Genomic DNA, 13,331 nt, shown 5'->3' on the forward strand with positions numbered 1-13,331 from the left:
CACGGCCAACAGTAGGGATCACACGCAAAAATAGAGAAAGGTGAATTTGAGCATACTCAAATTCACCTTTCTCATTGTTTAAAGCTAGTTATGTCCCAGCCTCTTTATCAAACTGATTGTCGTTACATTCAGCTCCTCAAGAACCAACATGAAAAAATCATTTATGATTCGGACGAGCTTTAACCGTTTTTATTTTTGAGAATCGGGAACGATAGGAATAGGAGGTGTGACGATTGGAGTTATTAAAAGTTAACGGGCGTTTTGATGGCAAAAAGATTGCAGTCGGTATATTGGTGCCGGTCATTGGTGGAGCAATAACGGGTTGGCTCGCAAACAGGAACGCTCAAGAAAAGTACGATAAATTGAAAAAGCCTTCTTATTCTCCCCCGCCATCGGTATTTCCGATCGCATGGACAACCCTTTATACGATGATGGGCACAGCAAAGTATCGAGTGGGCATGAGGCAGGAAACAGGAAATAAAGAAAAACCTGCAATTCCACTGTACGAATTGCAACTAGGGATGAATTATTTGTGGTCATTTCTCTATTTTAGATGGGGATTAAGAGGAACAGCTCTCATTGAAATGACCGTTTTACTATCGACAATTGCATTGACAACATACGAATTTTATCAAGTGGACCGAACAGCCGGTACGTTAATGATCCCTTATCTCGGATGGGTACTATTTGCGCTTTGTTTGAATTATCATACGTGGAAATTGAATGACCGGAAGTGATTCAACTGTTTACAATCTACTTGAAAATAAAGACGGCCAAACGTAACCTGATTCGTTAAGCCGTTTTTTCTATTACTTGAAATTAGCTGCAAAGCCTTTGCACTATTTTCAAAATTACAAGCTATGCTCTACAAAACCATTCTCTTTCTTTACCTGTTCAATTTGATCAACCGGAATTGAGAAAGGTGTTGCTAAGTACAACAGCCCCACACTGACAAAATAAACAAAGATACTTAACCCAAAATTAGGATGAAAAGATTTCATTTGAAAGAAGATCAGCATGAAAATGGATGCAACTACAAAAATACGCATTAATACAGGCAATCGATATAATGTTTTTATTTTACTGGGACTTACAAAAAGCAATAGGATCTTTTCTCTAATGAAATGAGCATAAAAGAAGACGATCATCATCAATGGTGAAACAACCCAAAAGTAAGGTGTCCCATAACATAATCGTAATATTGGCAACGAAGCAAAAATATTTAGCCCTATTAAAAACCAATACATATTAATTGTATAATAATGTTTAGATTGATATTTATATCTTTTCCACAATCTAATTAAATGGATTACAATCAGTCCTTCTACTGCGAGTAAAATGGGTAGCCAAAAAAGGAAACGGCCTTCAGGAAAAGCAGCTGCAGCTAATAAGGATAATACATGAACACCAATGACAAGCCCTAACCGTTTTTCCGCAACTTGTTTGACTTCAATTTCACGTTGGTTCATTTATTCACGTCCCTGCAGATTTTTGTAATGATAAGCTTACCATAATCAATCAAATCCTCCCACTATTCCTTGCAAATAGCGTAAAGAAGGTCCACTCCCTTTTTGGGGAATTTCCTTCGACATTTTTGGCATATAGTTTTCAGCATGATCTGTAATGGCTTCATAAGTCGCGTCGGCTTGCACCTCCACACGGTAGTCGAGGCTAAATGTAACCGTACTCCGCTCAATATTGCCGCCATTATCTTCAATTACTTCTCGTACTACTTGTTTGAAATGATCTATTGCACCATTAATATGTCTGGATATTGACATTTTCAAAGACTCATAGTCTGTTATACGTGATGGCAAAACATCATTCAGCGCATGTATATATGCAATATCCTTCGCTTCTCCTCGTTGTCTATTCTTCTCCGCTTCTTCATCAATTAGTTCACTGACAGATTTCCCATCATCCGCTTTGCGTTGTTTCTCAACTTCTTCAACTTCACTACGATCAAAAGCTTCGACTCCTTTAACAGTCGCCTCCACCAACACAGAAGTGCCAGCCAAAGCTGCTTGCTGTGTTGCAGTTGCAGCTTGCTGTTTAACCGCATATACTTTCCCGATATTGACAACGATCACAAAAATTACAATGGACATGACCATGATCCAAAGAATATAGACCATCCCATGCCCATTTTCATTTTTTACTGTATTCATTCCATCATCACCTTACCTGCTGCTGTAGAATCAATCGGAACAGACATTTTTGATTTCCACTTTTCTGGTATAAAAACGAGAGGATGCCTTGCATTCACTTTCAACTCGAATCTTCCATCACCATTGGAAGGAATGTCAATCGTTACATTCGTTATTAAACTGCTATTGCCAATGGATTCATTGACCGTTTCAAGCGCTTCTTGATAGCTGCCTGTCAAAGCATACATTTGAGCACCATCATTGGCCGCGGATTTAATGCTAATGACCGCATATCCAGATGCTACAACTTGCCATAACAACAGGAAAAACAGAAAGTAAAAGGGAAGAACTCCTATGAATTCTATGCTCAAAGAACCTTTTTCATTGCGGATCGATCGAAATGCTTTCAGTATAATCACCTCATTCGATAGACAATTGAATTTCTTTATTTTGCTTCTACAATCGCATTTTGATTTACTTTATATTGAATATAAAATATGTGAAAAAAGAAGAGCAAAAATTGGTTGTACTTAATTGACGAAGTGCTTTCAATCAATTCCCGCATGCGAAAAACAGTGTAATACAATAAACCGACAAAGAAGAAACTAAAAATGATATCAAATGACTCAACGTATAAATATCCGATATCCGTAAAGATGAAATGCCTAAAGACATTTAAGAAAAAGAACACGATCAATAGAATTGTAGAAATGCTCCACAAATAAAAAGGGACATGATTTACTGAGTTTAGCTGTTGCACATCTTTTTTTCTATTCAACATCCAGATTCCCATGTAAAATCCCATCGAAATAATGCTTAAAATTATCATTAGCCAAACAGGTGCTTTTTTTAATAATAAATCTTCCGTTTTTTTAGTCGAAGTCGTTTTCATTTCCTACACCTCGCTTTAAATATTGATCATCGAAAAGTCTTCCTTCTTCTGTCTGTAGCGTATCGTTAAATAAATATAGAGGATTGGAAAAATAATCATATTAATTAGTGATCTTACTAACATATAAGAGAGCATATTATTATTAAAATTTTGAATGAAAAACATCATTCCAGCCCAAAGGAAGAGGAGCACGGACACGACAATGATCATATCAACTACTATTGCAATATTTTCCTCGATAATTTTATTTTTCGCCTGCACAAACATTTCTTTAATGGACGGATAATCTGAAAAGAATGGATAAATGATCGTAAATAGTAACAAAACGATCGTTGGGACCATCATCATCCAGCTTGTATAAATTGCCAACGTGTAAAATAAAAAGGAAGTGAACAAAAGAGGACCGAATTGGGTTGCAAAAAAGGTTAAACATTCTTTCAAACCAGCTCGTTCATCCTCAAAATCTCGTAAAGTCAGCCATAAAAATGGCGGCAAACAAATGATAAAATTAAATAGAAGGCTATAGCCTAAAAAGAAAACTGAAAGGTTGCCTTCAAACTCTATGCTAAATTGGATAATGGCAATAAATATAAAGCTAGTAATTGGAAAAATGATGAAAAGCATTAAGAGTAAAATACCGATTAAATTTCGATTATAAACATCTACCATATCTTTAAACATCGGCAAGTCTCCCGCTTCTATTTTTAATGAATAAAGTAATTGCTGTTACACTGAGCGCCATTAATACGGCAAAAGAAAGCATGTTGTTAATGCTTGCCGGGTTAATAAACACCCAAACACCTAACACAAAGTTAGAAAATAATATATTTAACATCGCAATAATCAATGCACCTATGTAAGAAGCAGTAAATGGTGTTTTAGGATTAAAAATGACTGCAAAGAATCCCATCGATCCATAAAATGCAAGCATTTGGATGATCAAGAAGGCTATGCTGTTATCAAATTGTATTAGCCCCAAAATAACCGATACAAGAATTGATAATAATAAGGATAACCCTATTGCCTGCATAAATTTTTTAACGTCAAACACTTTGTCTTCACGCCCTTCCTATTGATAGAGGAAGTCCTGTCAAGGAAATCCCTGACCGACTTCCATCATCTTATGAGCCCCAAATGCTCTTCAAGTTTCCGAACAACTTCTTGCCCGAATCAAATATTCCTTTTGCTGCTTTGACAGCTCCATCATATACAGACTTCACTGCATCTCTGGCAAATTGTTTAACAGCTCGACCAGTTTTCGTATTTAACAAAACAGTTGAAACACCGCCGACAATTAAACCAACACCTGCTCCAACTAACGTACCTACAATCGGAACAGGAACGGCAGTGCCTACCATTGCTCCTGCAGCCATACTGCCCGCAACAGAAGAAAGTGCTGTAATTCCGACACCAATCCCAACGTCAGTTGTTAAGTCCGCTGCAAAGTCTGTCGAAGCATAACCTTTTTTTGACTTTTCGGGATCTCCCCATTTAGAATAATCAAAAACACTATTCGCGGAGCTTAAAAGAACGTTAACCGGACCATTAAGCTTTGCAATGTTTGAAAGCTTCCAAAAGCCTTTGCTCTTAATATTGATTGCATCGTTAACACTTGATTTTGCGGCATCTTTTGTAAGCTGCCATTTAGATTTGTTTTGATTACCTTCAATCGGAATCTTTTTCGAGGCGTGATAATCATCTAATAAGTCCTGCCCAAGCCTTACGTTAAGTTTTCGCGTCTTGCCATCAACCGTATACTCCTTAAATTTTTGAAAATAATAATTGAGAATAGGATTTTTTACGTATCGCTGTCCTAAGATTTTATAATTACCAGTGCCATCTGGAACAATTTTAAAACCAGCCTGATAAGCTGCGATTGGTCCTAACAGCTTCTCACCGAAACCAAACCAATACGTTTTAATGTCCTTAATCGCACCGGTTACATGACCAAAAAGACCTCTTTCACCATCGGTTGATTTAACTAAAACATTCAGCATGGACGGGCCTCCGGCAAATGGATCAACATCGTCTATGCTACCTCTACTACTGGAATGACTATGTTCACGATCTCTTGTTGGCCCGCCTCCAGTCATGCCGTCTGAGGAACTGTCGCCTCCAGAACTATTACCACCACTTAGACCATCGCCGCCGTTTGGACCGTTGCCATTTGGACCATTGCCTCCGTTTGTACCATTACCGCCATTCGGACCTTCGCCACCATTCGGTCCATTGCCGCCATTTGGACCATCGCCGCCATTCGGACCATTGCCTCCGTTCGGACCATTGCCACCGTTCGGACCGTTGCCTCCGTTCGGACCGTTGCCTCCGTCAGGACCATTGCCTCCGTTCGGACCATTGCCTCCGTTCGGACCATTGCCTCCGTCAGGACCATTGCCTCCGTTCGGACCATTGCCTCCGTTCGGACCATTGCCTCCGTTCGGACCATTGCCTCCGTTCGGACCATTGCCTCCGTTCGGACCATTGCCTCCGTTCGGACCATTGCCACCATTCTGACCATTGCCACCATTTGGGCCATCGCCGCCATTTACAGCTGTTCCTCCATTTGGAGCTTGCCCTCCTGTTACTGCATCGCCAGTTGCAGGAGGATTACCGTTAAAGACAGGGGGTTGTCCAGTCGTTGGACTTTCACCAGCCGTAATTTGGCTGCCCGCTATTAACCATTCCCCGTATTCCGTGCCGTTGAGCGTACTAGGTATTAGGAAGAGACCGCTATTTTTCGCATAGACTGGAATAATTGCCTTTCCTGAGTGTTCTGGGAAAGTAGCCTTAATAGGCGTTCCAATTTTATAGACCTCTCCTGGCGTTATAAATGTGCCACCTGAAATTGGCTCACCTGGTGTGATTGGCTTCGTTACATCAATTGGTTTCCCCGGGGTGATCCAATTTGCCATAGCGATAGCGGGCAAGACCGTCCATGACAGGATGATTGCCAAAGTGAATATGGCAAACGCTCTTCTCAGCTTTAAACTCTTCAAATATATTCTCCTTTCTTAATCAGGAGTGTTTTGCAAATATTTGTCTTCTAACGCTTGAATTGCTTCGTTGTATTGCATATCGTTCATCTTTTTTAAATCCTCTTTGAGTGCATTTTGTTGAGATTTAATCCAATCATGGTATTCAGAATTCCTTGTACGCAAATAGTCATGGCTTTCACGGGACATAATTTTTTTCGTCTGATATAGATATTGCAAAGCGAAGCCTACTTGCTGCCCTTCATCCACAACCTTTTTATATTCCTTTGCATCGTATCCAAAAATTTCAAGTCCTTTTTTTGTACGTTCGTAACTTAATGATTTCGCTTCGCTCTCTTTCCATTCAGCCCATTTTTTCGCTATATCCTTTGCTTGATCAAGCTCCTTTTGAAGAGAAGCAGCATCTTGCACATCCTGGTAAGTCCCTTCTACAGCTTTCGCCACTTCTTTCAACTGGCGCTGTCCGTCATGGTCGACATTAAAACCAATTACGTTAATGATTGGGGTAATATTCGAATCATACAAAGCTTTCGCAGCCGCAACCGGATCATCATCACAAGTTGAAATTCCATCGCTGACGAGATAAACAATATTCGTATTCGAAGCTCCATCATAGGAGGCCAGATCTTTTTGTGCTTCCGTCAACGCCAATTCTGTCGGTGTCCATCCAGCTGGCTGTACTTGATCTAATGATTTTTGGAACGCAGCTTTATCGTACGGCTGGAAGGGATAAAGCAAATCACTGCTACTACATGACATTTCTTTATCGGCAGAGCTTCCAGTTCCTTTATGTCCATAGACACGCAATCCTACATTCGTTTCTTTCGGCAAACTGCCAACAAATTGGACAATTGCTTTTTTCGCAGCCGCCATTTGCGTTTGCCCACCAATATCCTTCGCCATACTTCCTGAGCCATCTAAAATAACTAATACATTTAAGTTATCCTTAAACTGCATGCGCGGATCTTCGACATCTGGACTACCTATTGACGAAAATTTCAATCTTGCAATTAAATCTTCCGGCCCTTGATAGTCTTGCTGAAAAATAGCAAGCAGCTCATTATAAAAATGGTTCAATTCATTTTCTGTCGGATTGTCCGAAATGTTAGGCAAGTCTTTCGTCAATTCATCAATTTTCTTTTGCCCTTCTTCGTCAAGAATAGAAATATAGGATGTATAACCAGGAGAAAGTGCAGCTACTTCTGATAGACTTTTAGGAAGAGGTGCTGCTTCAATTTCACTATCTTTGCCGCTATCGCTGTTATCTTCATCTGCTTCTTGCCCTTTATCCGTTCCCTGCTTTTCTTCTGAAGTTGATTTCTCTTCTAATTCATTCGATTTCTCAGGTTTTGCTTTTTCACTACAAGCGCTCATAAATACAATTACAAAGATGACTGTTAAAATAGGTATAATTCTTTTCATATGAACTCCTTTACAAGCAATCAATCTCCTACCATTTCACTAATTTTGGTTACAATCTTACCGATCAAATCCCCAATTGAAGCTTCTTCATTACTGACAGCTGTAGAAATAATACCCAACACTAAAATAAGCAAAGCAGCAATTCCTAACCATTCCAACGATTGAGCCCCTTTTTCGTTTTTCACTGGATGGCTCATCTTTACTAAAGCATTCATCAGTTTTTCTTTCATTGTAAAATCTCTCCTTATGGTTTAGTTGAATAATTCAAAAATCCCTTTATTCTGGTTGAATATATTTATTATCATCAAGCCTCCGATTAGAATGAGGGCGGAAGGCAATACAAGAAATGTCGTCACTAACGTCACTTTTGGTGATGCTTTTGCCGCCTTCTCTTTAATCAATTCTTTTTTTAATTTCCTCATCTCTTCAGCTTGTTGTTTAAACGTGTCTGCAATCGGTACACCTAAACGCTCCCCTTGGATGAGAGACTTGATCAATATTTGAAATTCCTTACTGTCATTCCGATCTAAAAGTGATTTATAAGCTTCCACTCGAGGTACGCCTACACTTAATTCTTGGATGAACCTTCCGAACTCCGCTTTAATTGGCCCTTCGAAATAATGCACAATGTCCCGCAATGCTTGGTCCATTCCAACGCCTGCCTGCAAAGTGACACTCATCGTATCCAAAAAATCTGGCAGCTGATAGGAAATTTCATCTTGTCTCTTTTTAGCCTTTGAGCGCAGCCATACAATCGTCCCAGCAAAACCGAACACCGGTAGCAAAATAAGCATAAATTGGGATAATGGGAAGCGCAGTATGAAAAGCACACCGCCAATGAATAGACCTGCGATCATCATAAATATTTTCAATCCTTGGAACCGTGCCACGGTTAAACCGTATGGAAAACCGGCTTGGGTTAGTAGCTTTTTCACCTCTTCATTCTCACTGGAAAAATTGATACGTTGGCCCAAGTCAGAAAAATCATCAGCAAATTTAAATAACCGCTCCAAATTTTTCTCTTTTTTCGTCTTTTTTTTCTTAGTCCAAGTCTGTATGAAAATAGAGTCATGCAGTTCCTCACGCAAATTTCGCTTTTTATCCAAATAAATATAATAAGCTCTCAAAGACAGCCCGATTAACGCGACGACTATTACGGTACATAAGGCAATCATGCCATCCATATACTCACACCCTAATATTCGTGATTTTTCGAACGATGACAAAAGTTAATACAGTGCCGATCAAAAATAGTGTCAGTAAAACAATTCCTATTCCTGTAAATAATGGATCTAAAAACCCATCAATAATATTGTTCATCATTAACACTAAAAAAATAGGAATCAATGGAACCATATTTGAAACATATCGCTGTTCAGCTGTCATCGTTTTCACTTCTTGTTTTAACAGCTTCCTTTCATCCAACGTCTGGCTCATTTCATCTAAAACCGCAGAAATATTGCCCCCTGCCTTTTTTTGAATAAGCAATGTAGCGGCAAATAATTGAAATTCCTTATGTTCTATCCTTTTTTCCATCGTCCGAAGAGCCATCGAAAAGTCTATGCCCAATGATAATTCATGCGCCATTCTCTTAAACTCACTTTTTGCAGGTTCCGCTATTTCCTGGGAAATAAGTTGGATTCCTTGATTAAGTGTCATTCCGGATCTTGTAGAGTTTGCTAAAATCCGGCAAATTTCCGGCAACTGTTCAATGAACATTTGCTTTTTCTTGTTTTTTCTTAAGATGAATAGCAGGCGTCTACTGCCTTCAACTAATAACAATGCAATGAATAATGATGGAAGTAAAAGTAAGTTAAACATGTTCATAAGTACGATGATGATGCCTAAATAACCGACAATAAGCGCTCCGATGAATTCGGATGGTGTAAACGGAATATTTGCGTCAGACAATTTCCGTTCAATCGCCTTCGCAGATTCTGTCTCATCGAATTTTGTACCGATAAGAACAATGACACTTTTTCTTTTTTCTCCATCAAGATAAAACTGCTGTACTTCTTTTCGCCATTCTCGTTTCAACTTCCTCATGCCTAAATAATGATAAATGGCATATAAGAAGACGAAGACAGTTGCTGCGGCTACGAGGGCTTCCATCATATAGAAACCACCTCTCTCACTTCAAATAGCCGCTCATCCATCTCGATTCCAAAAGTACGAATTCTGTCCAAACACATTGGTATTTCTCCAGTTGCTGTGAAATGGCCGGTGACCGTCCCGTCTTCCAGCATACCGGTTCGTTTGAATTTAAAAATTTCAACAACGCGATGGGACCCATCATCAAATTTCTGCACTTCCGAAATGGAAATAATTTTCCTTGTGCCATCTGTCAGTCGGGTTGCCTGAATAATAATATCTAATGCTCCGATAACGTATTCCCGAATAACAGACGACGGCAAGTCCATCCCCGCCATAATGACCATCGATTCAACTCGGCGCATCGCGTCTTCCGGGGAATTGGCATGTACTGTAGTCAATGAACCTTCATGCCCTGTATTCATTGCTTGCAACATGTCAAATGCCTCGCCACTTCGGACTTCTCCGACGATAATTCTGTCTGGACGCATCCGTAGCGCATTTCGCACCAAATTCCTTATCGTCACTTCACCTTTCCCTTCGACGTTAGCTGGCCGTGCTTCCATCCCTACGACATTCGGCCGGTCAAGCCGCAATTCCGCAGAATCTTCGATTGTAATGACTCGTTCACCATGTGGAATCGAAGCAGCGACGACGTTTAGCAAAGTCGTCTTTCCTGATCCGGTTCCTCCAGAGATCAAGACATTCATTTTTGCTTTCACTATCCCCTTTAAAAACTGTGACATCGTTTCACTCAGTGAGGAAAACCTTAGCAAATCCTCCATTTGAAAAGGATCTTCCCGAAATTTCCGAATGGACACCAACGTCCCTGATAAACTGACTGGCGCAATGACCGCATTCACTCGGCTACCATCTGGTAAACGAGCATCTACCATCGGAGAGCTTTCATCGATACGCCTTCCTAAAGGAGCAACAATTCTGTCCACAATATGCCGTACATGTTCATCATCTCGAAAAGACACATCCGCTGTTTCCAATCGCCCCGCCTTTTCAACGTATACCTCGTCAAAACCATTGATCAAAATTTCCGTTATATCCGGATCCTTGATCAACGGCTCTAAAGGTCCATAACCAACGGCTTCATCTAAAATCCTTGTAATGAGCAGCTCTTTATCATTCCGTGAAATGATCACTTTTTCCTCGGACATAAAGTGGGACACGTACTGCTCGATCCGCAGCCGCATTTCTCCTGGCGTCAATTGTGTGAGGGCTTCAAGATTCGTATCCCGTAGCAATCGCGCTTTATAATGATCAACCAATTCGTCAACTAAGTGATTTTCATACGTATAGGATGTCGCTTGCTTCTGCGCCAATTTTTCTTTTCGGCGTTCAAATAAAGAACTCACCATTCAACACCTCCTACTGTTTTGCAACTTCACGTGCAAACTTCCGGACATCCTTGGCAAATGGGATCATCTTCCGTTCTTTCGCAAGCTTTCTTACAGGTATCCCTTGATTGATAAAAGGCTGCAATCCTTTTGTATCTTGTCTAATTGAAGCAACAACTGGGTAACGCAATACATTTTTTAAGTCTTTTTGCTTCACTTCATAGTCCTTGGATAATTTATTCAAAGCGATTTCCATTCGGCTCGACAGCAATAAACCTAATCTTTCACATAGCTCTTCGTATTGTTTTAATATTTTCAGCGAAGGTGTGTCCGGCGTCAGCACATAATAGATTTTGTCAGACTCTTCCATTGCTGTGACGACAAGCTCGTTAATAGTCGATGGCAAATCTACTACGACATAATCAAACGTTCTTCTGCATGTTCTTAGTAGTCTTGCTATGAACTCATCATTCAAAGTTTCTAAAACTTCTGCATCGCATGGGCTTATCAATACTTCCATCTGAGAATGCTCTTGAGTTTGCGATACATTTCGTATATGGTTTTCGTTCAACTCATCAATAACTGGCATTAAATCTGCCAACGAACGATTGGATTCGATAGAAAGTAACGTTTCCACTCCTCCATATTGTCCATTTAGATCTATTAAAATGACTTCAGCTGAGGACTCCAATTTCATCGTTTGTGCAAATGTTGAGGATAGCAGTGAACATCCGCTTCCTCCCTTACCGCTGTAAAAAGAAATGATTTTACCTCGTCCGCGACCAAACGATAATGTTTTCGACTCTTCGCTTGCTGCTTTTTTAGCAGCATAGCTTTTTACTGTATTTGGGAACCTGCTTGAGAATAGACCGGATTCTTCTGGAAACACATAAAATTCATCAACTCCGGCTCTTGTCGTATTGCGCAGCAGACTAAAATCAGATTCATTTGCAATAAAAAGTATAAGTGCGTTTTGATTGATCACTTTCAACATTTGGACAATCTCCACTGACGTATCAGAATCCGTATCAACAAAAATGACAATATGGACGATATCTCTATTCATTTCACGGACTGCATCTTTCGATTTGACGCCAATGACACGATCAGCTTTCGTTTCTGCAATTGTCATTAGTTGGGACATGAGCGCTTCATCGTCTGAGACAATCATGATATTTAAACTATTATCCATCGGCCTCACCCTTCAAATATGTACTTATCAGTTAACCGAATCTTCCGACTTATTTTCTTGCACTGATTCATCTTCTGTTTTACCTTGTTCAGGCTGATCCTTTTTTTCTTCGGTCACTTGCCCTTCCTCTTTTGATTCAGGAGGCTTCGTTTCGGTTTCTAGTGATTCGTCATCCTTGCCTAATACTTGGTCCGTCCCTTCCCCGAATGTAGCAGCATCTCCAACGTTCGCTTTTAATACACGAATATGGTCTGCATAGTTTTGCATATGGATCAGCTTAGGAGCCTCTTCAGCAGAAACCTCTACAGCTACTCCTGCAAAATTGTCATCCGTTCCTTGAGCAAAAGCGACTAAGACATCTTTCATGAATATTTCTGTCTTTTTTTTAGATCCGTCACTTGTTGAAACGATGATATCCACTCGATCCAATGCAGTCAGAACTTGATCGAACTGCACTTTATCGGTTCTATACATTGTCACAAGACGGTTATTTGCGTTTTGCAAATTTGATACAGGTTTAATCATATTTTTCGTAATAAGATCACCTGGATTCAACGGAACAGTAGAAACTTGGTGTTCAAATTCATCTTGTGAAAGGATATGGCTATCTGTAACGAATTTATTAGGAATATCCATTTTTGTCACTTGTGAGGGCTGAATCGCAGTTCGGGAAGGTATCGATTCCTTTGCTATATATACTGATGTCATGCCACCCAAATCAGCATTAAGCTGCTTCACCTTCTCTAAAATTAGATATCCAGTAGCTGCCGCTAAAATAAAGGCCAAAATCAAAAATATGGCAGCCCGTCTCTTTGCTTCTAACATCCCAACCCCTCTTTCATTATGAACCTCGTATTCTATTCAAGTGCTAATAGGTACCTAATGCCTTAATTATTATCACGCGCATATTCTTATGTCAAAACTGTGACAAATACGTTTTAACGCAAGACAGGTCCATAGTCACCAGAACTAAAGTTTATTTAAAATTAAAGAATTAATAATTTCATGCGTATTCCAATAATTTTTTCTAATAAAATATGACAAATGATGCCATTTTTTAAACATAGTATGTCTTTCGATTCATTTTTTTGTGTAAATCAAATTTAGTAAAGTCTTGAAACAAAGGTAATCCTAAAGTCTTTCGCCTCATTATTTTTACTGTTTTAAAAATGTTTTTATTCTTTCAGTCAATACAAAAAACCTTAACAATAAGAAGCAGATGCGATAAACCTATAAAGTAAAAAA

The 13,331-nt window shown here is 39.5% G+C and carries 15 protein-coding genes; 1 reads left to right on the forward strand and 14 read right to left on the reverse strand.

Annotated features, from left to right (window positions below; translation table 11 throughout):
- Positions 1-233 precede the first annotated feature (233 nt).
- Positions 234-737, forward strand: coding sequence for a TspO/MBR family protein (locus ACFQ38_RS07575; protein ID WP_336822417.1), 504 nt, complete (start codon positions 234-236; stop codon positions 735-737).
- Positions 738-851: 114 nt separating this feature from the next.
- Here the strand turns inward: ACFQ38_RS07575 and ACFQ38_RS07580 are convergent, their stop codons facing one another.
- From ACFQ38_RS07580 to cpaB, 14 genes are all read right to left on the reverse strand, one after another.
- Entirely contained in the window at positions 852-1,469 is a 618-nt protein-coding gene (locus ACFQ38_RS07580) for a hypothetical protein (protein WP_336822418.1), read from the reverse strand.
- Between the two features lie 45 nt (positions 1,470-1,514).
- On the reverse strand, positions 1,515-2,168 hold the full coding sequence (locus tag ACFQ38_RS07585) for a pilus assembly protein TadG-related protein (RefSeq protein ID WP_336822419.1): 654 nt from the start codon (positions 2,166-2,168) through the stop codon (positions 1,515-1,517).
- Entirely contained in the window at positions 2,165-2,518 is a 354-nt protein-coding gene (locus tag ACFQ38_RS07590) for a pilus assembly protein (protein WP_336822420.1), read from the reverse strand. The genes ACFQ38_RS07585 and ACFQ38_RS07590 overlap by 4 nt, the downstream gene beginning before the upstream one ends.
- Positions 2,519-2,592: 74 nt before the next feature.
- Positions 2,593-3,039 (reverse strand): hypothetical protein, encoded by a 447-nt coding sequence (locus ACFQ38_RS07595; protein ID WP_336822421.1) that lies wholly within the window; start codon positions 3,037-3,039, stop codon positions 2,593-2,595.
- A 15-nt stretch (positions 3,040-3,054) separates the two neighbouring features.
- Positions 3,055-3,720: a hypothetical protein gene (locus tag ACFQ38_RS07600; protein ID WP_336822422.1), complete on the reverse strand. Its 666-nt coding sequence runs from the start codon at positions 3,718-3,720 to the stop codon at positions 3,055-3,057.
- Positions 3,713-4,090 carry a hypothetical protein gene (locus ACFQ38_RS07605; RefSeq protein WP_336822423.1) on the reverse strand — a complete coding sequence of 126 codons (378 nt, stop codon included), beginning with the start codon at positions 4,088-4,090 and terminating at the stop codon, positions 3,713-3,715. Before ACFQ38_RS07605 ends, ACFQ38_RS07600 begins: the two co-directional genes overlap by 8 nt.
- A 70-nt stretch (positions 4,091-4,160) precedes the next feature.
- Positions 4,161-6,035 carry a hypothetical protein gene (locus tag ACFQ38_RS07610; RefSeq protein WP_381480266.1) on the reverse strand — a complete coding sequence of 625 codons (1,875 nt, stop codon included), beginning with the start codon at positions 6,033-6,035 and terminating at the stop codon, positions 4,161-4,163.
- Positions 6,036-6,050: 15 nt separating this feature from the next.
- A complete protein-coding gene (locus ACFQ38_RS07615; RefSeq protein WP_336822425.1) occupies positions 6,051-7,454 on the reverse strand; it encodes a vWA domain-containing protein in 1,404 nt (467 codons plus the stop codon).
- A gap of 20 nt (positions 7,455-7,474) precedes the next feature.
- Positions 7,475-7,684, reverse strand: coding sequence for a hypothetical protein (locus tag ACFQ38_RS07620; RefSeq protein WP_336822426.1), 210 nt, complete (start codon positions 7,682-7,684; stop codon positions 7,475-7,477).
- Between the two features lie 21 nt (positions 7,685-7,705).
- Entirely contained in the window at positions 7,706-8,638 is a 933-nt protein-coding gene (locus tag ACFQ38_RS07625; protein WP_336822427.1) for a type II secretion system F family protein, read from the reverse strand.
- Between the two features lie 4 nt (positions 8,639-8,642).
- The gene (locus ACFQ38_RS07630; RefSeq protein ID WP_336822428.1) at positions 8,643-9,569 is read right to left on the reverse strand and encodes a type II secretion system F family protein; all 927 of its coding nucleotides are present in this window, start codon (positions 9,567-9,569) and stop codon (positions 8,643-8,645) included.
- Positions 9,566-10,915, reverse strand: coding sequence for a CpaF family protein (locus tag ACFQ38_RS07635; protein WP_381480267.1), 1,350 nt, complete (start codon positions 10,913-10,915; stop codon positions 9,566-9,568). Before ACFQ38_RS07635 ends, ACFQ38_RS07630 begins: the two co-directional genes overlap by 4 nt.
- Positions 10,916-10,925: 10 nt before the next feature.
- Complete coding sequence (locus tag ACFQ38_RS07640; protein ID WP_336822429.1) at positions 10,926-12,086, reverse strand: AAA family ATPase; 1,161 nt, start codon at positions 12,084-12,086, stop codon at positions 10,926-10,928.
- Between the two features lie 27 nt (positions 12,087-12,113).
- Complete coding sequence (gene cpaB / locus ACFQ38_RS07645; RefSeq protein WP_336822430.1) at positions 12,114-12,911, reverse strand: Flp pilus assembly protein CpaB; 798 nt, start codon at positions 12,909-12,911, stop codon at positions 12,114-12,116.
- Positions 12,912-13,331: the final 420 nt, after the last annotated feature.

The sequence above is a fragment of the Sporosarcina contaminans genome (genome assembly GCF_042679045.1).
Classification (GTDB): domain Bacteria; phylum Bacillota; class Bacilli; order Bacillales_A; family Planococcaceae; genus Sporosarcina; species Sporosarcina contaminans.